This window comes from Brevibacterium sp. VCM10, assembly GCF_000583215.1.
GTDB lineage: Bacteria > Actinomycetota > Actinomycetes > Actinomycetales > Brevibacteriaceae > Brevibacterium > Brevibacterium linens.
The window spans coordinates 68821-91027 of sequence record NZ_JAJB01000028.1; the positions used below are offsets into that span (position 1 = coordinate 68821).

24 protein-coding genes are annotated in these 22207 nt (G+C 62.1%); 15 read left to right on the forward strand and 9 right to left on the reverse strand.

The features are described from left to right. Nucleotides 1-61: 61 nt before the first annotated feature. Both AD89_RS0108405 and AD89_RS0108410 read left to right on the forward strand, forming a co-directional pair. Nucleotides 62-1075 (forward strand): FecCD family ABC transporter permease, encoded by a 1014-nt coding sequence (locus tag AD89_RS0108405; protein WP_035320287.1) that lies wholly within the window; start codon nucleotides 62-64, stop codon nucleotides 1073-1075. Continuing rightward, nucleotides 1072-1899, forward strand: a complete 828-nt coding sequence (locus AD89_RS0108410) for an ABC transporter ATP-binding protein (protein WP_025778159.1) — start codon at nucleotides 1072-1074, stop codon at nucleotides 1897-1899. The genes AD89_RS0108405 and AD89_RS0108410 overlap by 4 nt, the downstream gene beginning before the upstream one ends. Here AD89_RS0108410 and AD89_RS0108415 read toward each other — a convergent pair. From AD89_RS0108415 to AD89_RS0108425, 3 genes are read right to left on the reverse strand one after another with little or no spacing between them, the layout of a single operon-like run. After that, complete coding sequence (locus AD89_RS0108415) at nucleotides 1890-2858, reverse strand: DUF808 domain-containing protein (RefSeq protein ID WP_025778160.1); 969 nt, start codon at nucleotides 2856-2858, stop codon at nucleotides 1890-1892. The two genes, AD89_RS0108410 and AD89_RS0108415, sit on opposite strands and share 10 nt — an antisense overlap. Next, nucleotides 2859-3179 (reverse strand): META domain-containing protein, encoded by a 321-nt coding sequence (locus tag AD89_RS0108420; protein WP_025778161.1) that lies wholly within the window; start codon nucleotides 3177-3179, stop codon nucleotides 2859-2861. It abuts the gene before it with no gap. Continuing rightward, entirely contained in the window at nucleotides 3176-3655 is a 480-nt protein-coding gene (locus AD89_RS0108425; protein ID WP_025778162.1) for an META domain-containing protein, read from the reverse strand. Before AD89_RS0108425 ends, AD89_RS0108420 begins: the two co-directional genes overlap by 4 nt. A 245-nt stretch (nucleotides 3656-3900) precedes the next feature. Between AD89_RS0108425 and AD89_RS0108430 the strand changes: the two genes are divergently transcribed. Continuing rightward, nucleotides 3901-5838 (forward strand): LPXTG cell wall anchor domain-containing protein, encoded by a 1938-nt coding sequence (locus AD89_RS0108430; protein WP_025778163.1) that lies wholly within the window; start codon nucleotides 3901-3903, stop codon nucleotides 5836-5838. Nucleotides 5839-6103: 265 nt separating this feature from the next. After that, the gene (locus AD89_RS19280) at nucleotides 6104-8494 is read left to right on the forward strand and encodes a trypsin-like serine protease (protein ID WP_025778164.1); all 2391 of its coding nucleotides are present in this window, start codon (nucleotides 6104-6106) and stop codon (nucleotides 8492-8494) included. Between the two features lie 75 nt (nucleotides 8495-8569). Here the strand turns inward: AD89_RS19280 and AD89_RS20545 are convergent, their stop codons facing one another. Then, nucleotides 8570-9547: a GNAT family N-acetyltransferase gene (locus tag AD89_RS20545; protein ID WP_025778165.1), complete on the reverse strand. Its 978-nt coding sequence runs from the start codon at nucleotides 9545-9547 to the stop codon at nucleotides 8570-8572. 82 nt (nucleotides 9548-9629) lie between these two features. Here AD89_RS20545 and AD89_RS0108445 point away from each other — a divergent pair, with 82 nt between their 5' ends. From AD89_RS0108445 to tpx, 7 genes are all read left to right on the forward strand, one after another. Further along, nucleotides 9630-9845 (forward strand): hypothetical protein, encoded by a 216-nt coding sequence (locus AD89_RS0108445; RefSeq protein ID WP_025778166.1) that lies wholly within the window; start codon nucleotides 9630-9632, stop codon nucleotides 9843-9845. A 42-nt stretch (nucleotides 9846-9887) separates the two neighbouring features. Next, nucleotides 9888-10706 (forward strand): thioesterase family protein, encoded by an 819-nt coding sequence (locus AD89_RS0108450; RefSeq protein WP_025778167.1) that lies wholly within the window; start codon nucleotides 9888-9890, stop codon nucleotides 10704-10706. A 107-nt stretch (nucleotides 10707-10813) separates the two neighbouring features. After that, nucleotides 10814-11185, forward strand: a complete 372-nt coding sequence (locus AD89_RS0108455) for a VOC family protein (protein ID WP_025778168.1) — start codon at nucleotides 10814-10816, stop codon at nucleotides 11183-11185. Between the two features lie 55 nt (nucleotides 11186-11240). Then, entirely contained in the window at nucleotides 11241-11366 is a 126-nt protein-coding gene (locus AD89_RS19650) for a mycothiol transferase (RefSeq protein WP_081770388.1), read from the forward strand. Between the two features lie 44 nt (nucleotides 11367-11410). Next, nucleotides 11411-12418, forward strand: a complete 1008-nt coding sequence (locus tag AD89_RS0108465) for a DUF368 domain-containing protein (RefSeq protein ID WP_025778169.1) — start codon at nucleotides 11411-11413, stop codon at nucleotides 12416-12418. Nucleotides 12419-12533: 115 nt separating this feature from the next. Beyond that, the gene (locus tag AD89_RS0108470) at nucleotides 12534-14717 is read left to right on the forward strand and encodes a bifunctional metallophosphatase/5'-nucleotidase (RefSeq protein ID WP_025778170.1); all 2184 of its coding nucleotides are present in this window, start codon (nucleotides 12534-12536) and stop codon (nucleotides 14715-14717) included. 140 nt (nucleotides 14718-14857) lie between these two features. Beyond that, on the forward strand, nucleotides 14858-15358 hold the full coding sequence (gene tpx, locus AD89_RS0108475) for a thiol peroxidase (protein WP_025778171.1): 501 nt from the start codon (nucleotides 14858-14860) through the stop codon (nucleotides 15356-15358). A 164-nt stretch (nucleotides 15359-15522) separates the two neighbouring features. Here tpx and AD89_RS0108480 read toward each other — a convergent pair whose 3' ends face one another. Beyond that, entirely contained in the window at nucleotides 15523-16239 is a 717-nt protein-coding gene (locus AD89_RS0108480; protein WP_025778172.1) for a PIG-L deacetylase family protein, read from the reverse strand. Nucleotides 16240-16514: 275 nt separating this feature from the next. On the opposite strand from AD89_RS0108480, the gene AD89_RS0108485 reads away from it, so the two are divergent. Continuing rightward, nucleotides 16515-17006, forward strand: coding sequence for a hypothetical protein (locus AD89_RS0108485; protein ID WP_155807391.1), 492 nt, complete (start codon nucleotides 16515-16517; stop codon nucleotides 17004-17006). Here the strand turns inward: AD89_RS0108485 and AD89_RS0108490 are convergent. The 4 genes from AD89_RS0108490 to AD89_RS0108510 all read right to left on the reverse strand — a co-directional run bounded on the left by AD89_RS0108490 (nucleotide 16976) and on the right by AD89_RS0108510 (nucleotide 20521). Next, nucleotides 16976-18211, reverse strand: a complete 1236-nt coding sequence (locus AD89_RS0108490) for an NAD(P)-binding domain-containing protein (RefSeq protein ID WP_051505161.1) — start codon at nucleotides 18209-18211, stop codon at nucleotides 16976-16978. The genes AD89_RS0108485 and AD89_RS0108490 overlap by 31 nt on opposite strands. Nucleotides 18212-18299: 88 nt before the next feature. Next, nucleotides 18300-18851 (reverse strand): hypothetical protein, encoded by a 552-nt coding sequence (locus AD89_RS19285; RefSeq protein ID WP_025778175.1) that lies wholly within the window; start codon nucleotides 18849-18851, stop codon nucleotides 18300-18302. Between the two features lie 284 nt (nucleotides 18852-19135). After that, complete coding sequence (locus tag AD89_RS19905) at nucleotides 19136-19597, reverse strand: hypothetical protein (RefSeq protein ID WP_025778176.1); 462 nt, start codon at nucleotides 19595-19597, stop codon at nucleotides 19136-19138. A gap of 336 nt (nucleotides 19598-19933) precedes the next feature. Next, on the reverse strand, nucleotides 19934-20521 hold the full coding sequence (locus AD89_RS0108510) for an HhH-GPD-type base excision DNA repair protein (protein WP_025778177.1): 588 nt from the start codon (nucleotides 20519-20521) through the stop codon (nucleotides 19934-19936). Nucleotides 20522-20574: 53 nt separating this feature from the next. Between AD89_RS0108510 and AD89_RS0108515 the strand changes: the two genes are divergently transcribed. The 3 genes from AD89_RS0108515 to AD89_RS0108525 all read left to right on the forward strand — a co-directional run bounded on the left by AD89_RS0108515 (nucleotide 20575) and on the right by AD89_RS0108525 (nucleotide 22206). Beyond that, nucleotides 20575-20958 carry a YchJ family protein gene (locus AD89_RS0108515; RefSeq protein ID WP_025778178.1) on the forward strand — a complete coding sequence of 128 codons (384 nt, stop codon included), beginning with the start codon at nucleotides 20575-20577 and terminating at the stop codon, nucleotides 20956-20958. 193 nt (nucleotides 20959-21151) lie between these two features. Beyond that, a complete protein-coding gene (locus AD89_RS0108520) occupies nucleotides 21152-21643 on the forward strand; it encodes a DUF2087 domain-containing protein (protein ID WP_025778179.1) in 492 nt (163 codons plus the stop codon). A gap of 59 nt (nucleotides 21644-21702) precedes the next feature. Beyond that, complete coding sequence (locus AD89_RS0108525; protein WP_025778180.1) at nucleotides 21703-22206, forward strand: phosphoribosyltransferase; 504 nt, start codon at nucleotides 21703-21705, stop codon at nucleotides 22204-22206. Nucleotide 22207: the final 1 nt, after the last annotated feature.

The following is a 22207-nucleotide window of genomic DNA, read 5'->3' on the forward strand; positions in this document are numbered from 1 at the left end:
ACGCACCCTCACCGCGCATCCGAACGCACTGCCGGGGGAGAGGGTCGACTTCGGTCGGCCCATGCTGCGCGTCTTCGGATTCCGCATCGACCTGCGGGTCGTCATCACCGCCGGAATCATCACGCTTCTCGCTCTGACCTGCGGTTTCGCCGGTCTCATGCTCGGCAAGTTCTCGGTGACTCCGACCGAAGTCTTCCAAGGGCTGTTCGGGGCAGCAGACAAGCGCATCGTCAACACCGTCGTCGGAGAATGGCGGGCGCCGCGCATCATCGCCGGAATCGTCCTGGGCGCCGGACTCGGAGTCTCCGGAGCCGTGTTCCAATCGCTGACGCGCAACCCTCTCGGCTCTCCGGACATCATCGGCTTCTCCACAGGGGCCTACACCGGAGGCATCGTCACGATCATCGTCTTCGGCACGAGCTTCGTCTCCACTGCGGCAGGTGCGATCATCGGCGGGCTGCTCACCGCAGTGGTCGTCTACCTGCTCACCTGGAAAGGCGGGGTGCAGGGGTTCAGGCTCATCATCGTCGGAATCGCGCTGACAGCGATGCTCAACGCCTTCAACACCTGGCTGATCATGCGTGCCGATCTCGAGCTCGCGATGGCCGCGGCCACCTGGGGCGCCGGCACCCTCAACGGAATGAGCTGGTCGACGATCGCCCCTGCGGCTGTGGCCGTGATCGTCCTCGGACTGGCCTGCGGACTCTTCTCTAGAGATCTCGGAACCTTGGAACTCGGCGATGATACGGCGAAGGCATTGGGTGTGCGCAATGAGCCCATCCGTGCCGTGCTCATCGTCATCGCCGTCGCCCTCGTCGCAGTTGTCACGGCCGCCGCCGGCCCGATCGCCTTCGTGGCCCTGGCCGCCCCGCAGATCGGACGGCGGATCGCGCGGGCACAAGGCACCAGCCTGCTGACGTCGGCGGCTGTCGGAGCGCTGCTCCTGATCGCCGCCGATCTCGTTGCCCAGCATGCGTTCGGCGACATCCAGCTGCCGGTCGGCGTGATCACCGTGAGCATCGGCGGCATCTACCTCATCTGGCTCCTCATCCAAGAAGCTCGGAAGGCATCATGAGCAATCCCAACGCTGGGAGCACAGTCTCCCCGCTGATCGCCGAGAACCTCGACCTGGCCTATGACCAGCGCCAGATCGTCAGCGATCTCGATGTGAGCATTCCCGACGGCAAGTTCTCGATCATCGTCGGCCCCAATGCCTGCGGCAAGTCGACACTGCTGCGCGCTCTGGCACGGCTGCTGCCGCCGGCGAAGGGCTCGGTGCTGCTCGACGGGAACAATATCGAGAAGATGAAGACGAAGAAGATCGCCCAACGGCTCGGTCTTCTCCCACAGTCGTCCATCGCCCCTGACGGGATCACGGTCGCCGAGCTCGTCTCCCGTGGACGGCACCCTCACCAGTCGTTCCTGCGCCAGTGGACCGACGCCGATGACGCCGCTGTGCTGTCGGCGCTGCGGGCGACGAACACCGAAGAGCTGTCCTCACGGCTCGTCGACGAACTCTCCGGCGGTCAGCGTCAACGCGTCTGGGTGGCCATGGTGCTCGCTCAGGAGACATCGCTCCTTTTGCTCGATGAACCGACGACCTTCCTCGACGTCGCCTACCAGATCGAGCTGCTCGACCTGTTCTCGCAGCTCAATCACGATTACGGGCATACGCTGGTCGCCGTCCTCCACGACCTCAATCAGGCCTGCCGGTACGCCGACGAGATCATCGCGATGAAGAACGGTGCCATCGTCGCTCAGGGACCGCCTGAGGCGATCATCACCTCGGAGCTCGTCCATGAGGTCTTCGGCATCGACTGCACGGTCATCGACGATCCGGTCACTGGTGCTCCGATGATCGTGGCGGGAGCACCGAAGAAGACCTTCGCTCAGCGCTGATTCTGCTTATTCTTCGTCCCCGTGAACACGGCCTTGGCGCCGAAGATCACTGCGACGACGATTCCTCCCCAGATCGCGCCGAGGACGAGGGAGAAGAACGTGTTGACCAGCCAGCCCAGGAAGCCGCCGACGGCTGCGATCGCGGCGACGGGTTCTTCGAGGTGGTGGACGACGCCGTAGAGGGCATGGAACCCGAGCTCGTCGGTGCCGACGAGGATGATGTGGCCGCCGACCCACAGCATGGCGAAGGTGCCGACGACGGAGAGCAGTGCGAGCAGCTTCGGCATGGCACGGACGAGGAACCGTCCGAACTTCTGCTGCCCGGAGGAGTCCTTCTTCGCCATATGCAGCCCGATGTCATCCATCTTCACGATGAGTGCGACGACTCCATAGACGCCGAGGGTGATCGCGACTCCGACGATGGCGAGGATGACGGCACGGCTGGTCAACGACTCACCGGCCACCTCGTTGAGAGCGATGACCATGATCTCGCAGCTGAGGACGAAGTCGGTGGTGATGGCCGACCGCACGACCTTCTTCTCTGCTGCGGCGCCGTCGGTCGACTGTTCGGCGGCCGGGGTCTCTTTCTCATCGTGGGCGATCCAGCCGAGTTTCTCGAAGATCTTCTCTGCACCCTCAAAACAGAGGTAGGTGCCGCCGACCATGAGCAGCGGGGTGAGGAGCCACGGCAGGAACTGGCTGAGCAGCAGAATGATCGGGAGGATGATGACGAGCTTGTTGAACAGCGATCCCACAGCGATGCGCTGGATGATCGGAAGCTCGCGTTTCGGGTCCACCCCCTCGACGAACTTCGGGGTCACCGCCGCATCATCGACGACGACGCCCGCGGCCTTCGCACCGGCGCGTGATGCCCCCGCGGCGACATCGTCGAGGCTGGCCGCCGAGAGCCTGACGAGCGCGGCGACGTCGTCGAGAAGTGCGATCAGACCCCCGGCCATCTAGCGACCGCCGAGCTGATGCGTGGGTCCCGGCGGCTGACGATGAAGGTCGCCGAGGTGGTTGTCCGCTGCATCGAAGAGCTGCAGACGGTCGCCGTCGGGTTCGACTCGCTTGGCTTTGGGTACCCAGGTGAGCATTCCGGGAGCGGCCTTGAGCGTCATCAGCGACGATTTGATCATCAGGCCCTCTGGTTCGGCCGACCAAGTGGTCACGAGGTTGTTGGCGCCGTCGCTGCCGCGCAGTGAGCCGTCTTCGGAGAACTCCAGGAAGGCCCGGTCGTTCGTCTCGGCCACCCAGCGGCCGATGAGTTCCTGTGTCATTTGTCGTCCTTCTCCAGTCCGCCGATGACTTTGCCGTTGCTGTCCATGATCTTCATGACGTCGCCTTCGATGGTCGCAGCCGAGGCCTTACTCAGCCAGGTGTCGACACCGGCGCACGCCTTCTGAGTGGTCATGAAGGAATCGATGGTGATCTCATCGCCTTCGACCTTCCAGCTGGTGACGATCGCATTGCAGCCGTCCGATCCTTCGAGCGAGCCGTCTTCGGCGAATTCGAGGAAGGGGTCACCAGCCTCGGGGGAGGTCCACTTGCCTACCGGATCGAGGGACTCGGCATCGTCGCTCGGTGATTCGGACGCGGCGGATTCGCTCGGCGAGGGAGTGTCGGGATTGCGCGGGTCGACTCCGGTATCGCAGGCGGCAAGGGAGAACGTGAGAGCGAGTGCGCCCACTCCGAGCACGAGGCGGCCGCCCATGTGCGTCGTCGACAGCGGTCGAAGCAGTGTGTGTTTCGGCATGCCCCGATCATAACGGCCTGGGTTCGGCATCACCTGTCAGAACGCTGAAGTCGGGGACGTCGGTGACTTCTGTAAGTTGTGTTCACTCGCAACACTCATTGTTCTTGCACGACGTCGTGACCAAACCGTAATCTTTCACACGGTTGGAAAGCTGACACCGAAAACACGAGCCGCCGGGCTGCGGCGACGCCTGTTGACGGGGTCGGGCAATCGAAGCATCGACAACGATCAAGGGAATCAACCTTATGCAGAAGAAACTCGTGCAGAGTTCGCTGGCAATCAGCGCCGCTGCTGCGCTGGGCCTGAGCGGCGCGCTCGTCGCTTCGCCGGCGATGGCTGACAACGCTCCGCAGAAGCTGGACCTTCAGAATGAAGCTCACGTCCAGAAGGCGCTGTCCGGCATTGAAGGTGTCAACGCCTACGGCACCGACGGCGGCGAGCTCAGCATCGGCGTTGCCGAGAAGACCGACGAGATCAAGAAGCTCGAAAAGAAGTACAAGAACATCAAGGTCACCGAGGGCATCAAGGAACTGAAGCCCTACGCGAGCAACGATCTCGTCGGCGGTGCCGGTTACCTCGTCAAGGCCGGCGACGGCGGCGGAGCCTGCTCGACCGGCTTCTCCGGTTGGGACGGAGACGGCAAGCCCGTCGTCCTCACCGCCGGACACTGCTCGAAGATCATCAACGAGCAGACCAATGAGTTCGACGGTGACACGACGGTTGACCAGACCGAGAAGCCCTCGATCGCTCAGGCGAACGGCGGAGAAGGCTTCCAGGCCTCCGGCGCCGGCGTGATCGGCAAGTGGGGCTTCCACAACTTCGGAGGCGACCTGCTCGAAGGCGCCGATGAGGACCAGTGGCCCGAGCCCAGCGAGTCCGACATCGACTTCGCCGTGATCAATGTCGACGAGTCGAAGTACAACGTCAAGAACGGCATCACCGACTGGACGACTGCTGATTCGGACGACCTGGCCAAGTCGACCACTGAAATCACCGAGGTGGGAGCCGAGAAGAGCGGCGCGATCAAGAAGTCGGGCCGCACCACCGGAGTGACTACCGGCACGACCTTCGACGAGTACAACGACCAGTTCCAGTACGCGAACGTCGGCGGCCGCTGGGTCCACGGTTTCGGTGTCACCGCTCCGATCGACAAGCCCTTCTCGCAGCCGGGCGACTCCGGCGGCGGTGTCTACCAGGGCAACACTGCAGTCGGCGTCATCTCCGGTGGCGGCGATTACGATGACAATACTTCGTTCAGCTGGGTGGCCGACCTCGATCACTCACTCGAGCAGTCCGGTACCGACTTCCACCTCGAGAAGCCCGGCGAGGAGACCCCTGAGGCTCCTGCCGCTCCGAAGGCCGAAGACCAGACCATCGAGCCCAATGGCGAGGTCAAGGGCAAGGCCGAGGCCGGTGCGAAGGTTGAGGTGACGTGGGAAGCCAAATCGACGACCGACGGTCAGAAGACCGAAGCTCAGGCAGCTGAAGACGGGTCCGAGACTGTCACGGCCGACAAGGACGGAAACTTCTCCGTCGAAGGCCCCAAGGCAGAAGGCGACTACGCCTTCACCGCAACCGCGATCGTCGATGGACAGGAATCCAAGACGACCGAATTCGATGTGACCGTTGAGAAGGACGAGTCCGAGACTCCCGCTCCTGTCGAGCGTGAGATCAGCATCGATCCCAAGCAGATCGCCGCTTCCGACTTCGTGAAGGAAGACGAGGGCGTGACGATCACGGTCCAGGGCTTCGACGAGGGCGAGAAGGTGACCCTTGAGGTCGCCAACGGACCCGAAGGCGTCGAAGGCATCACCCTCGATGAGACCGCCAACGAAAATGGTGCCGCCGCATTCTCCATCTACGGCACCAGTGCGTCGAACCCCGAGGCCTACCTCGGCAAGTACGACGTCGAGGTCACCGGCGCTAATGACACCGAGGATGAGCCGGCCCTGACCGGTTCGTTCGAGGTTGTCGCTGACGAAGACGGATCCGGTGGCGGATCCGGCGGCGACGATGACGGCAACAACGACGACGGCGATGCCGGCGACGGAAACGACGATGACGGCGGTTCTGATCTGCCTCGCACCGGTGCCGAGCTGACCGGCCTCGCTGCCGGAGCCGGACTGCTCCTCGTGGGCGGAACCGCAGTCGTTCTGACGATGCGTCGCAAGAACAACAACTGAGTACAGTGATGCTGATCGTCTGACGGTCTGCTGAACACTCACTGACGATGCCCCCGGTCTTCTGACCGGGGGCATCGTTGATTCATGGGGGAATCTCAGTGGAGGTAACAGCCAGGGGCCGTGTACATCTCCTGAAGTTTCGTACATTAAGTTCACAGCTTTGAACGTACTTTTTTGGTAGTACCTGAGGGTGGCCCGTAACCTTATCGTGACTTAGGTCAACAACTTGTGACATTGATCCCTCAGAACAGAGAGACAACAACTTATGCAGAAGAAACTCGTGCAGAGTTCGCTGGCCATGGCGGCGGCTGCGGCATTGGGGCTCGGCGGCGCGTTCGTCGCAGGGCCAGCGGCGGCTGATCAGCCAGAGGTGAAAGTCTCCAGCGAGAATGCTGTCCAGACTGCCGTTTACAAGAACCTCTCCGACAATAGTGGAAAGCTGGTCTCGGAAGTCGGACGTTTCGGCGTTGACGGCGACGACCTCGTGGTCGGAGTGGCGAAGAAGACGGACAAAGTCAAGTCCTTTGCTTCCAAGTACGATAACGTCGAGATTGTCGTCGATCCCAAATACGTTGCCGGTGAGCCTCAGGCCAAGACCGACCTGGTCGGTGGTGCAGGATACCTAGTGTCGCATCCGAAAGGCGCCGCTGTTTGCTCCACAGGGTTTGCTGGCTGGGACGATCAAGGCAATCAGGTAATTCTTACTGCCGGTCACTGTGCAGTCGACACTGCCGGCGGAACTCAGAATGAGATCCTGGACATGGAACTTCCCTCTTCGGCGGAAGCAGTAGGCGGCGAAGGCTTTGTAAAGGCTGGTGTAGGGTCGATCGGCTCCTGGGGCTTCAACCAGTACGGGTCGGAGATCATCGACAACGGTGACGGCACCGGCACGGTGGCTGACGAAGACAAGGCGATCGACTTCGCAGTAGTCAAGGTCGATGACAAGTTCAAGACCAAAGCTGAAGTGACCGATTGGACTACTGCGAAAGCAGAAAACGACCTTTCGGCCAGCACTACTAAGGTCACAAAAGTCGGTGCGGCCGTTCCCGGGCAGTCCATCCAGAAGTCCGGGCGGACCACAGGCGTAACTACGGGTACCGTCCTCGACGATCCAGAAGCGTTTGAATACGCCAACATTGGTGGACGTGCCGTTCACGGCTTCGAGGTCACCTCCGGCGGGAAGCGCTTCTCGGACCACGGTGACTCCGGCGGCGCCGTTTACCAGGGCGATACCGCTGTCGGTGTCATCTCGGGTGGACCCGAGACTGGCGCGTGGACCTGGGTCGCCGACCTTGAAAACTCACTCACCAAATCCGGTGAGTCGTTCACGCTCGAAGACCCGGGCGATCAGCCTGAGGCTCCTGCAGCTCCGACTGTCGAGGACCAGACCATCGAGCCCAAGGGCGCGATCACGGGCAAGGCTGCGGCCGGTGCTGACGTGAAGGTCACCTGGACCGGAGCCGCGGAAGGCGAAGCCACCGCGAAGGCCGATGACAGCGGAAACTTCACTCTCGAGGGTCCCGAAGCAGAAGGCGACTACGAAGCGAAGGCCGTGGCGACCGTTGACGGTCAGTCCTCGGAGGCCGCTTCCTTCACAGTGACGGTCAAGGCATCAGACGACTCCGACGGCGGTGCTGATGCCGACGGCGCCGATTCGAATGCCGAAGCTGACGCTGACAGCACGGATGCAGACGCTTCCGCAAGTGCCGACGGCAAGGACGCAGACGCCGGTGCCGACGGCAAGGACGCAGACGCCTCCGCTGCCGCCGACGGTGACGACGCCGACTCTTCCGCCGCTGCAGACGGCAAGGATGACGAAGCCGATTCCGACGCAGACGGTGACGAGAAGCCTGAAGCCCCGAAGGTCGGAGACCAGACGGTCGTCGAAGGCGGAAAGATCAGCGGCAAGGCTGCTCCGAACGCCGAAGTGACGCTGACCTGGAAGCCCGCCGGCGCCAACGCCGGTTCCGCTCAGGCTCAGGCCGCACCGGCTGAGGGCAGTGTCACGGTCAAGACCGATGCTGACGGAAACTTCTCCACCGAGGCTCCTGCTGAGGCTGGCGACTACAACTACACCGCAGTCGTCAACGTCAACGGTCAGAGCTCCGAAGCGGCTCAGTTCGTCGTGACCGTCGAGGCTGAAGAAGCCCCGGCCGAGCGCAAGCTGACCGTCGAGCCGAAGGAGATCGCTGCTTCGGACTTCGTGAAGGAAGACAAGGGCGTTCAGATCACCGCTGAAGGCTTCGACGAGGGCGAGAAGGTGACCCTCGAAGTTGTCGGCGGTCCTGAAAACGTCGAGGGCATCACTCTCGAAGAGACCGCCAACGCTGACGGCGTCGTCGGATTCTCGATCTACGGCACCAGCGCTTCGAACCCCGAGGCCTACCTCGGTAAGTACGACGTCCAGGTCACCGGCGCCAACGACACTGAAGACGAAGAAGCCCTCACCGGTTCCTTCCAGGTCGTTGCCGACGAAGACGGCAACGGCGGCGGCGACGATGGTGACGACAACGGCAACGATGATGGAAACGGTGATGGCGGTTCTGATCTGCCTCGCACCGGTGCCGAGCTGACCGGCCTTGCTGCCGGAGCCGGACTGCTCCTCGTCGGTGGAGCCGCTGTTGTTCTGACCATGCGTCGCAAGAAGAACAACTGAAACACACTCTGACAGTCACTCGCTGACTGACTGAGAGAAGGTGCCCCTGGCCGGAAGGTCAGGGGCACTTTCACGTCATCGGACGAAAGCACGGACCGTCGCCCCTGCCGACGGGGCGGCCTCGCTGAAGCCGAGCGACGTGTAGAACACAGTCAGTCCTGAATCGGCATCGGTGAGCAGAACGGTCTGTCGGACATCGGCGAAAGGTGCGAGGACGCGAACGACGAGTTCAGCCCCAATGCCGCGCCGCTGCATTCCTGGATCGACGAGGACGTCTTGAAGGTAGACAAGCGTTCCGAAGTCAGTGACCACGCGCGCCATTCCCACGAGCGTCCCCGCCTGACGAGCACAGACGACGTGCGCGGAGCTGAGCACACTGCGGATCAGCCGTTCCGGTTCGCTTGTATAGGCAGACCATCCGACCGAGTCATAGAGCTTGAGCAGCTCACTGCGCGAAGGCAGAGTATTCGACGAATACGTGATCCCAGATCGAGTCTGATCACGGAAATGACGGCGATCATGCCAGCGCAATTCATCCCTGACGCCTGTCTCCCATTCCTCGCGCAGGATCGCATAGCCGACCGAATCCAGAGGATCGCCACCATTGACTGGCCACGAGCGGCGGTAGTGAGCTTCTTTCGTCCAGCCTGCCCGGTCGAAAACCGACCTCATGGAGTGATTGTCTTCGCGTGTCTGACCTTCAAACCGAATCGCGCGGGTGGTGGAGAAGACATGAGCGGTAATGGCGGTCAACGCCTCAACGCCGAGGCCCCGACCTCGAAATCGCGAAGCCAATCGGAGGTCGAACAGCGGAGTCTCGTCACGAAGATCCTCGAGGCGGACGATGCCGATCCGACCCAGCTCGCTGTGGACGAGCCAGAACGTTTCGGTCTCCTCACTGATGAAGTAGCCGTCCGCGATCCGTTCGCGCACTTCTTCGGTCGACCAGACGGACAACTTGGCGTGGAAAGGGAACTCTTCCGTGGTGTAGAAATCAATAAGATGATCATCGTCGCGGCCATGTGGATCGACCCGGGTCAGCTTCACACTCATGCGCATAGACTAGTCGGTGTGCTCTCGCCGCGGTTCAATGAAGAGGTGCGAGAGCCTGAGCGCGCGATCAAGGAGTCCAGACATGAGCCTCGAAGGTGATCCATTCGAATACCACGTCACCAAGTCCGGGGTCCTCCTCATTCGCCGAGGTGGCCGAACCGTCATGGAACTCGGCGGGAAGAAGGCTGCCGCACTCATCCCCAAGCTCGGCCGAGATGACGAGAGCGATCAGCAGCTATTGGCACGGGCGACGGGAAACTACCGGCACGGCAACGAACGGCAGCTCGGACGGCATTGAATCTGGCTGGACGTTCGTTCAGCTCTTGGTACTGTATGTGATATGAGTCAAACGACCGCCAGCGAATTCTCCCGAGCCACCGCAGTCACCCGTCACGGTGACCACAGCTTCACCGCCGAGCTCGACGCCGGCTGGAAAGTCGCCGGCGCCGTCAATGGAGGTTACCTCCTCGGAGTCGCCGGACAAGCCCTGCGTGCCGTCAACCCGAGTACTCCGGACCCTCTCGTCATCTCGACCTTCTATCTCGGGCCCAGCAGAGAGGGGTCAGTCGACATCACCACGCGCACTCTGCGCGAAGGCCGATCGACGGCGAGCTACGGAATCGAACTCGTCCAGAACGGGGCACCGACGATCTCTGCGATGGCCACGATGGGCAACCTCGGCGAGCTTCCCGACGATGTCGGCACGACAGCCACCCCGCCGCACCTGCCACCACCGGAAGAATGCGTCGGTGTTGCCGAAGCCAGCGAGGACTTCAAGAAAGCGGCACCGCTGATCGAACGGTTCGATATGCGACTCGACCCGGCCACCGCCGGATTCGCGGTCGGCAAACCCAGCGGTCGCGGAGTGCTCCAAGGCTGGATTCGGTTCATCGACGGGAGTGACCCGGACCCTCTGTCCCTGCTGACCTTCCTCGACTCGTTCCCACCGGTGATGTTCGACCTCGGTCGCTTCAACTGGGCACCGACGATGGAACTGACCGCGCACGTCCGCGCCCTGCCCGCTCCCGGCTGGATCAGCGCACGACTGTCCACTCGGAACATTGCCGGCGGCATGTTCGAAGAGGACTGCGAACTGTGGGACTCGGCCGGCCGCCTCGTCGCTCAGTCGCGGCAGTTGGCGCGCCAGCCCCGCGGTTGACGTGACGATGACGGCGGATAACCGACGATGACGCCGTCGAGGTGCCGTGTCGGTGCGGTGCTCTAGAGTCGGGTCAACACCGATCCGACTGTGAAAGGACTGCGCTAATGGCATCGCTGGCATCTTTGAGCATCACCTTCGACTGCCTCGATGTGGAGGCGCAATCGATCTTCTGGGCGGACCTCCTCGGCACCGACATCGACCCCGGCGCCAACGAGTTCGTTGCGAGCATCGGGGGAGTCCACAACAGCGAGTCACCGGCCCCGGGAATGCTCTTCCTCAAAGTCGACGAACGCGCGGAGGGGAAGAACCCTCTGCACATCGACCTCGACGATCCGCACTATCCGGCAGACGTCGACCGCGCGGTCGCCTTGGGCGCGCACAAGCTCGCGTCCTTCGACGAATACGGGATCGAATGGACGACCTTGAAAGATCCCGAAGGAAATCTCTTCGATATCGGCCGGCGAAAACTAGACTGAGCTTCACACGCCTGGTTCCAACATCAGGCCGTCTGCATGATCAGAGAGCCTCGGCATGACCCTGCCGTTGACCGATCCGAGCAATTCCCCGAACGAACGACGAGGGCTCGAAGAGTACGCGCGGCACGCCGGGCATGCGGACATCTTGCGCGAGGACATCGACGGTGAGATCGGCGACTGAGCCGCAGGCTCCCAGCCACAGGTTGATCAAATAAGCTGGGAGGTATGACGAACACCCCAGTGACTGGAACCGACACTGCGCCGAAACGATCCAAAGCACTCCTGCCGCTCGACCTGATCCGCGGATTCCTCATCGGCAGTGCCGAACTCGTCCCCGGGGTCTCCGGCGGAACTATCGCCTTGGTCACCGGAGTCTACGACCAGCTGATCGACTCCGCAGCGCACGTCGTTTCGGCGGCGAAGATCTTGGTGACAGGACCGAACCGTGTCGCGGGAGCACTGGCGGAGCTGCGGCGCACCGACTGGTTCCTCGTCATCCCGGTTCTGGTGGGGATGGCAGTGGCCGTATTCACCATCGCCGGTGTCCTGGAATCCTTCGTCACCGGCAATCCCGAACTCTCCCGAGGACTGTTCTTCGGTCTCGTCGCCGCCAGCATTGCGGTGCCGCTGCGCATGTTGCCGGCACGCTCTTCGCGGCAACCAGTGCTCCTCGGCGTTCTGGCCTTCATCGTCGCTGCCGCTCTCGCGTTCTTGATGACGAGTCTGGCCGGCGGGGCCGATGTGCAGAACCCACCGCTCATCGCCGTCTTCTTCGTCGCCTCGATTGCCATCTGTGCACTCGTGGTTCCAGGAGTGTCCGGATCATTCTTCCTGCTGGCAGTCGGCATGTACTCGACCACACTGCGCGCCGTGGACACACGCGATTTCGGGTACCTCGGAATCTTCCTGCTCGGCGCAGTCGTCGGCCTTGCGGTCTTCGTCAATCTCCTCAAGTACTTCCTGCGCAATCACCGGTGGTGGACACTCATCGTCATGGCCGGACTGATGTTCGGGTCCCTGCGCGCACTCTGGCCCTGGCAGTCATCTGCCGAGGTGGGCGCCGACGGCAAAGAACACGGGGCGGGCGGTCTGCTGGCTCCCGTCGACCCGGTGCTCGGCCCGATTCTGCTCGCCGTTCTCGGCGCGGCCGTTGTCGTCATCCTCATCGTCGTCGAGGCGAAATCTGCGTCTGCGAAGGATCAGGCCGACGGCACCGATTCTTCTGTGGCGTGAGAGCAATAGAGTTTGTTCAAATTTTTCTCACGATCCATTCAGAAAACGGTCAGCGCCCACTAGGGTAAGAGAGTTGAATCACTGTCATCCTCATTGACCAGTTCTCTGGAGACATATGCGCCTGCGCACCCTGACCTCGTCCTCGCTCGCCCTCGCTCTGATCATCACTGGACCCGCGGCCGCCTCCGCGACCGGCCTCGACGGCGCCCATGCCCCCACCGACTCGCAGGTGGCGGAGACCGGGGAGCTGACTCTGTTGGCCACGACCGATGTTCACGGCCACGTCCTCAACTGGGACTATTTCGCGAACAAGCCCTACCCGGCAGGGGAGGAGCTGGGCATGTCCCGAGCCTCAACGCTGATCAAGGGAGTACGCGAGGACAAAGGTGCCGACTCCGTGCTCCTCCTCGACAACGGCGACACCATCCAAGGCAGTCCGTTGGCCTACTACTACGCCAAACAGGAGCCGATCACGACCAGCGGCCAAACACACCCGCTGGCCAAGACCTACAACCATCTGGGATACGACGCACAGGTCGTCGGCAATCACGAATTCAACTATGGCCTCGACCTGCTGTCTACCTACAGCGACCAAGTCGACTTTCCGCTTCTCGGCGCCAATGTCATCGACGACGCAGACGGCCAAACCCATCTGGACCCGTACGCGCTGGTCGACAAACAGGTCGATGGTGAGACGATCACCGTCGGCGTCCTCGGCGTGACCACTCCCGGCAGCCGAATTTGGGACAAGAACAACTTGTCCGGAAAAGTGCACTTCGACGATCCCGTCGAGACAGCCCAGAAGTATGTCCCCGAGATGAAACAGAAGGGCGCCGACGTCGTCGTCGTGCTCTCCCACTCCGGCAAAGATCCGAACGGACAGAACTGGGATCCGGACCAACTGCAGGAGAACGTCAGCACTTCGGTGGCGAAAGTTCCCGGAATCGATGTCCTCGTCGCCGGCCATACCCACCAGAACGAACCCAGCCAAGTCGTGACCCGCGATGACGGCAGCCAGGTGCTCATCACCCAACCGAACTACTGGGCCCGTTCGGTCTCAGAGGTGGGGCTGCCGATCAACCTCGACACCCACCACGTCGACTGGGGCGAGACCGAGCCGCACGCAGACGCTCTCGCCACCCAAGGCGAAGTCGCTGAGGATCAGGAGATCAAAGACCTCGTCGAAGAGCAGCACCGGACCACGATCGATTACGTGAACACGAAGATCGGGTCAGTGACCGAAACACTGTCGGCGAAGACCTCATACTATGAGGACACGGCGATCCTCGACTTCATCTCTCACGTCCAGACCGAGACGGTGGAAGAAGGACTGAAAGGAACGGACTATGACGATCTTCCCGTGATCTCACAGGCATCTCCCTTCAGCCGCACCGCAGAGTTCCCGGCTGGTGACATCACGATCCGAGACGTGGCCGGACTCTACGTCTACGACAACACTCTTGCCGGAGTCGAGATCAACGGTGCCCAACTGCGCGATTACCTCGAATACTCGGCACGCTATTTCAAACAGACCGAGGAGGGCGCCGAATTCGACCCGATCGACGGTACGAACGCGATCGACGAAGTCTCGGAATCTCCGATCCCGGACTACAACTACGATGCTCTGGCCGGAATCGACTACGACATCAATGTCTCCAAACCGACCGGGGAGAGGATCGAGAACCTCAAACAGGCCGACGGCAGCGAAATCGGAGACACCGACCGGTTCATCCTCGCGATCAACAACTACCGACAGTCCGGGGGAGGCGGCTACCCGGTCGACGGACTCAAAGAGGTCTACAACGAACAGGTCGAGGTGCGCCAGGCCCTCATCGACTGGGCGGAAGAGAAGCAGATCGTCGACCCCGCCGATTTCTTCGACGAGAACTGGCAAGTCGTCACCAGCAGCCGTGCACCGGGCGGAGACGATGACGATTCCGGCGACAGCGAGGATTCCGACAGCTCCGGCGAAGCCACTGCCGAGGCAGGCTCGAATGCGTCCGCTGGAGCCGAGTCCGACGCCGGTGGGTCCTCCGACGGAGCGGGTTCCGGGAACTCCGGAAGCGCTGACGGGGAGGACAATGCCGGAGAAGCAACATCCGAGAACGACGGCTCGACGAACAGTGCATCGGACGGCAATGCTGAAGGCGGCGAAGCTGACGACTCGGCAGCCGGCGCAGGCGGTGGCGCTGACCTGCCACGGACCGGTCTCGAGCTTGCCGCAAGCATCGGCATCGCCGCCGCGATCATCGCACTCGGTACGGCTCTCGTGTTCTTCTCACGCCGCCGTCGCCGTTGAGCGACCGGCTGCAGCGGGTGGGACTCAACGATCAGAAAGTCGGTCGAATGTCCGGTCCATGTTGATCGGGTTCGCCTCGGCGGCAACTCACGTAGAGTGAGAGTGACAGCAGTCAGCTCTGAAGAAGGAGAGAGTCAAGCATGGCCAACACAGCATTTCAGGGATCTCCGGTCAAGACCGTCGGCGACCTGCCAGCCAAGGGCGAGCAGTCTCCGGCCTTCAGCCTCGTCGGCAGCGACCTCGGCGATGTGAACTCCCAGGATCACTCGGGCAAGCGCGTCGTGCTCAACATCTTCCCCAGCCTCGATACTGGCGTGTGCGCCGCCTCGGTGCGCAAATTCAACGAACTCGCCGCGGGTCTGGAGAACACCACCGTTCTGTGCGTGTCCAACGACCTTCCATTCGCTCAGGCTCGCTTCTGCGGTGCCGAAGGCATTGAGAACGTCGTCACGGCATCGGGATTCCGCAGCTCGTTCGGCAAGGACTTCGGCGTGACCATGGTCGATGGCCCGCTCGCCGGTCTGCTCGCACGGTCCGTCGTCGTCCTCGATGAGAAGGGCACCGTAACGTACACGCAGCTCGTCGACGAGATCACGACCGAACCCGACTACGATTCGGCAATCGCGGTTCTGGGAGCCTGATCTCCTCCTCGCAGGTCGGAGCATCGCCCTGCGAATAGTGAACCGGGCGGGACTCACGTGAGTCCCGCCCGGTTCGCTTTCTGTCAGCGACGTGTGCCGATACGAGTCGTTGCCTTGTTTGCCGACAGGCGGCACATGCCAATAGCCGGCACATGCTGACGAGCTCACATGTCGATGACGGTGATCGGCAGGGCATAGTCGACGCCGGCGAGTTCTCCACCGCTCGTGGTGATTCCGGGAATCATGTCCTTCGGTGCCGGATGGTCGCCGAGCGCGTTCAAGTAGACCTTGTGCGCCTCGAGGGACCGCACACCACGATTGACGTGCTCGGCCGTGAGCGCCACGGCGTGTGTGGGCTGTCCTCCGTTGATGAGCAGGCGATCCGCCTTCCACGCTTCGAGTCCCTCGTCCCTGAGGTCGGTGAAGACCCAGGGATTGTCGGCATCGCGGATCGCATCGACGGTGGCGACGCCGGCATGGCGATGGTCGACATGATTGAGTCCCCACTGAACCTTGAGGTCGAAGGTTGTCACGACAACCGCGTTCGGTCGGAACTCACGGATCTTCCGTGCAATCGCCTTTCGCAATTCGTGCGTGGGTTCCAGCAGACCATCCTGGAAGTCGAGGATCTCCAGATCGTCGACACCGACGATATTGCACGCCCGACGCTGCTCCTCCGCGCGCAGCGGTGCCACCTCCTCAGGGGGCATGTTCCGGATCCCCGCCTCCCCGCGGGTGAGCAGGAGATAAGCGACCTCCTTGCCCTCATCGGTCCATTTCGCCACTGCCGCGGAACCGCCGTATTCCATATCGTCGGGGTGGGCCACCACGCAGAGCACACGGTTGATATCAGAATCATCGAAAAGCGGGATCTCAGTCATGATTCCAGGCTAGGCGGCAGCTCGCAGTTGCGCTAGAGAGCGGGGACGGGTCGGCGATTGGGTAAGATATGGATGACCCACGGATCGAGTGAAGGCAGACGATGATGAACAGACCACTCGTAGCGGTGACTCTGGCCCTGGGGCTGGTTCTCAGCGGATGTTCGGCGTTCCGGGTCAGCAGCTCGGACGATGCGGGATCCAAGCCGGCAAACGTGGGGATCGGTGACGGGCAGTCACCTTCGCCGACAGCAACCGGTCCGACGATTCCCGATGGCATGAGTGAGACCACTGTCGAACTGGGTGGACAGTGTCCCGTCGAAGTCAGCTTGGCCTTGAGCGCTGACTGGGCCGACGGGTCCGGATACGACGGATATCGACTCTATGAAACCGATTCCGGAGCGATCATCACGGTCAACTGTCTCGACGATGACGAGTCGACACCACAAGCATTGGTGGACAAGGCACGAGAGCGGATGTTCAGCACTTCGGGGTCATCCATGGGCAGCGAGTCCACCGGTTCGCTCAGCGGGGGAGAGTACTGGGTCTTCCACGGCACGCTGGCTCCCGACGATATGCGAGCAGTCGACAAAGAGGATTCCGTGATCTTCGGTGCCGTTGCCGGAGTGTCCGTTGACGGCCGACTATTCAAAGTCAGCGTCGACATGCTCGCGCAAGCCGATGACACCGAGGCACAGGACCAGTTCAGACAGATGCTGCCGACGGTTCGCCTCGACGATCAGGTGCTCAAAGCCCCAGACCTGCGCTGAGGCTGCCGACCGTCGGACATGCGTTTGAGCAGTTCCCGGGCCGCAATCCTTCCCGCTCTGGTGGCTCCGACCGTAGAACTGGCCGATCCGTAGCCGACGAGGAACAGCCGCGGATCGTCTTTGACCGCGACTTCGGTGTCCATGGAGATCCCGCCATCCGGTGTGCGAAGACGCAGCGGTGCAAGGTGTTTGAGCGCCGCCCGGAACCCTGTATTCCAGAAGATCACGTCGATCTCTTCGTCTCGTGGTTCGTCGAATGGAGCCCATGACTCGGGCACTGCCAGATGGTCGCTGGCTGAAGGACCGAGACCCTCCGCCGAGGTCGGCAGTTCGGAGTCGCCGATTCCGGGGAAGTGGACGCCGTGCGGAAGGATGCGGTCGAACATGCCGCGAGAGACCAGAATTCCCGTGTCGATTCCGTCTCGGAATTCGCTGCGGATCGGCAGCCCGGTGGTTCGGACGACGCTGGCGGGGGCCATACCGGACAGTGTTCGTTCCCGGACGGCTCGTTCGACTTCGAGGCCCCACTGGCCGTCGAATTCTCTGGACGTGAAGTTCGGGGGACGGCGTGTGGCCCAGAGAGTGTCGGTCACCTCGGCGAGTTCGAGGAGAAACTGGGTGGCGGAGATTCCGCCGCCGACGACGAGTGTGCGCAGTCCCCGAAAGTCTTCGACGTCTCGGAAGTTCACGGTATGCAGCTGGTGCCCCTCGAACTCCGCGATGCCGGGGACGAAGGGGACGTAAGGCTGGGTCCAGGTGCCGGTCGCGTTGATGAGAAAGTCGGTGGAGAGCGTCACCTGTCCGCCGTCGATGGTGGCAACTATAGTGAACCGTCCCTGTCCGGGTTCTTCGGACCGCACGGTCTCCACTTCAGCCGGGCGGATGACACAGAGTTCGAGCTCGCGTTCGAAGCGGGAGTAGTAGTCGGAGACGATCTCCGAGGCGGGGACGTTCGGGTCGGGACGTTCGAGAGGGAATCCAGGCAGGTCGGAGATGTGGTTGGTGGTGCCCAAGGTCAGGGAGTCCCACCGTTCGCGCCAGGCTCCACCAGGTCCGTCTCCGGCATCGAGGATGATGAAATCCTTGCCCGGAGCGAGGCCGTCGCGCCAGAGGTAATGTGCTGCGGACAGTCCGGCTTGGCCCGCACCGATGATGACGATCGGCCAATGAGAATCGATCAGGAGCTCGTTGATTCGGCACACCATGAGGCCATTGTTTCAGGTTACTGTGGTCAAGGTCCTACTGCCCTCACGAATGCGATGTTCTGATCAATTCCGGCCGATGACTACCGCATCATCGAGCAGATCGGGCGCAGTCTGGCCCGCGGGGATTGGAATAGCAGTCTTCGTCGACGAGGTAGCGGTGATAACGGTAGACCTCGATGCCGATGTCGTTGCTGGCGACGTGAGCGAATCCGTCGATTGGAAGCCAGGGGCCACCGTCGACGGAGAATTCTCCGCTGAATGTTGCAGTCATCGACGCCGACACCGTGCCTGACTCTTGATATTCGTGTCCGATCTGTGGGGCGCCGCCAGGCAGCGGCTTCGCACCCTTCGAGGTGGTTGTCGTTCCCGATCCGTCTCCGAAGTCCCAGTTGAAACGCTCTGGGGTGACTTTGACTTTGACGGCATAGGTCAGCAGGGTCATGTCGATATAGCTGACATCGGTGTCCGTCCAGAAGGCAGCCGGTTTGCCGACGACGGCCCAATCCTTGGGCCAGGCATAGATTGTAGGTGCCGGAATGTCGAAGTTCTGAAACTGCGATTCCGGGATGTGAGTCGGGGGATCGGGCCGAGCCGGAGCACCTCCGCCACCGCCTCCACCGCCGGGGCCGGGTTCGCTCACGCACAGATAGCCGACCTCTTCCGTCGGACAGTCAGGCAGTCCACCGCCGCCACCTCCGCCGCCGCTACCACCGCCTCCGGAGCCGCCGCCATTGCCGCCTCCGCCAGAGCCGCCACCTCCGGAGCCACCGCCACCGCCAGAGCCGCCCCCGCCGCCTGGGGTGTCAGCCGAGCAGCTATTGATATTTCGCATATCGCAGGTAGGAGAAGCCCACGCAGGTGGCGGCAGAAGTAAAACTTGGGTCAGGATAACTGCGAGGAACACACCCAAAAGAGCATTCGCCTTCAACATTTGCGTTCTCGAAGGGTTTGTTCCGTGACTTTCCAGTTGCCAGATTCTTTGTAAATGTTGTGTTCCATTGTTACCAGCTCATCGCTTTTGGGTGTTTGCGATTCGTTCTTTGGCAGCAATGACCACTTCGAAAGGTCGAAACAGAAGTGGACTGTGACAGCAGTGGGTGAAACAGATCCCGCCTCGGACTCAACTTCCTCTATTTCGATATTGCTGGGGGTGACGTCGCCGGTGAATCTATACGATCCATCTTCGATGACCTCAACATCTCCGTTGACGGATTTCAGCGCTTCGCCATCGGCGTATTCTGGAAAGTCATCTGCGGCGGCGAAATCCCCTGAATACGCCTTATTTACTGTCTGAAAGTACCCGACGAACGCCACCAACGCGCCCTCTACGGCCTTCTTCTCCTCTTGGTCGAGGTCAAGGTCGGTTTCGTAATCGGGGATGGCCACCTCGGTGGGGTCATCAGTCGCTCCTCCGTCCGGCTGCTGAGCGGGCAGAGTCGACGTCGGTGCGGCTACCGGGGAATTATCGGAGCAGCCGACGACCGAGACCAAACTCAGCGCGCAGAATACGGCAACGAATACTTGGGCAGGTCGACGATACGGTCGGGACGATCCAGTTCTCATTCCACGCCTCTGTGGTCTGCAACTGCGGCGCGACCCGGTCGGTCGACACCCGGATTCCCTACATTATTCGACAGGCACGCTTTTTAGAACAGGCGAAGTCGAATCTGTGGATAACTCACGTCCGAGTGCGCGGAAGTACGCGACTCTGGGCGACCAACGCTATTTGTTTGCAGCCTTTGCCGCCTTGGCCGCAGCCTTCTGCTGCTTCTTGAAGGCACGCACCTCTTGCAGAGTGACGTCATCGCGGACATCGGCGATCGAACGGCGGGCATCTGCGTCTCCGTAGTCACCAGCGGCCTTCTGCCAGCCCTCGGCCCGAAGTTCGAACTGCTTGCCGAGCAGGGCCAGGAAGATCTTGGCCTTCTGTTCACCGTAGCCGGGAAGCTTCTTCAGGCGTTTGAGGACCTCAGCACCGCTGGGGTCACCCTCAGTCCAGATCGCCTCGGGATTCCCGTCGTAGTCGTCGATGATGGCTGCCGCGAGCTTCTGCACGCGTCCGGCCATCGACTTCGGGAATCGGTGCACCGCGGGAGTCCGCGCGAAGATGTCGAGGAAATCATCCGGATTCATCGCTGCGATCTCGTCGATGTCGAGCTTGCCCAGTCGGTCAGCGAGCTTGGCCGGACCCGCGAAGGCACTCTCCATGGTCACCTGCTGATCAAGCAGCATTCCGACGAGCAGGGCGAAGCGGTCTTCGGCCAACAGCGCATCGGCCTTCGGGTCTCCGGACAGGAACAGTGAAGTCATGTCCCCATCTTCGCACGCCTGCCCCCGCTGTCCACGCCCGATATCATCGACAGATGATCTGCCCCTGCTCCGGAATGCCTCCGGGTACCGACTACGACGATTGCTGCCGCCCGGCCCTCGACGGTGAAACCTGGCCCACCACCGCTGAGGCGCTCATGCGCTCCCGCTACACCGCCTTCGTCCGCGGCAACGAAGACCACCTCTTCCGCACGTGGCACGCCAAGACCCGACCCGGCGATGTCGGCGTCGATGACGCCACCACATGGCTCGGCCTCGAAATCGTGTCCACCGCGGGCGGGGGAGTCGACGATGCCACCGGCACTGTGCACTTCCGCGCGCGATTCCGGGACCACCTCGGCGATCATGTCCTCGAAGAGCACTCCTCCTTCGTCCGCAGAGCCGGCCGGTGGATGTACCTCGAAGCCCTCGAGACTTGACCCGACTACTTCGAGAATCGACGATGGCTGTGCCTATACTGGAATCCGGCGCATCCAACGCCCAGCCGAGGTCGTGTTCCCAGCACACCGACCGCATGGCGAAGGGGAGAGAATCCTCGGACGAAACCGGCACGGTGATTTCCTGACCAGGTTTCGTGCTGGGGGAGACTTGGTCGCCAAAGGAAGCGACACCATGACCAAGGACAAGGATTTCAAGAATCTCGTTCGCACAAGGATGACCGAAACCGGTGAGAACTTCACCACGGCCCGCACCGCGCTGATCGCCGCGAAACAGAACGCCAACCGCAGTGCAGTGCCCGGGTCCACTACCGGTCGCGGAGCCACCATCGACCCGGAGATCGCACGGTTTCGGGCGAAGACACTGAGAACATTCATGCCCGACGGGCGCCTCGTCGCCATTCCGACGAAACGCCGCGCCCTCGTGCTTATCCTCATCGAGGTGCTCGCCGCCCTTGAGCCGGATCGGGTCTACAGCGAGAAACAGCTGGGCGCCATCCTCAGTGATTTCCACCCGGACTTCGCCCTGCTGCGGCGTGAACTCATCGACTACCGCCTGCTCGAACGCAATGCCCACACCGGCGAATACTGGGTCAACCCGAACCCGCCGACCCATACCGGATCGCAGGCGCAGGAGATGGCCGGACTCGAGGTATTTCTGCGCTGAACCGGCGACGGCGTATCCTTGAAGTTCGAACCACACACGGGCAGACACGAGGAGCATCCATGGCCTACCACGCCGATTCGACCGATCTCGACGAAAAAGAGATTCTCAGCTGGGACATGTTCGGCCGATCGGCGCGGGAGATGGCACAGACCATCGCGGATTCCGACTACGACCCCGAGATCGTCATCGCCGTGGCCCGTGGTGGACTGCTGCCCGCCGGAGCACTGGCCTACGCCCTCGGGCTCAAGCTCTCCGACGCCATCAATGTCGAGTTCTACACCGACGTCCACGAGACCCTGCCGGATCCGATCCTGCTCGCCCCGATGCTCGACATCGAAGCGATCAAGGGCAAGAAGCTGCTCGTCGTCGACGACGTCGCTGACTCCGGACGCACCCTGGCCCTCGTCCTCGAGCTGCTGCGCAAACACGGCGCGGAAGCCCAGTCGGCCGTCATCTACGCGAAGTCCGCGTCGATCATCGACCCGGACTTCGTGTGGAAGCGCACCGATCAGTGGATCGTCTTCCCCTGGTCGGCCGAGCCGCCGGTCGAGCCCAGCAAGTAAG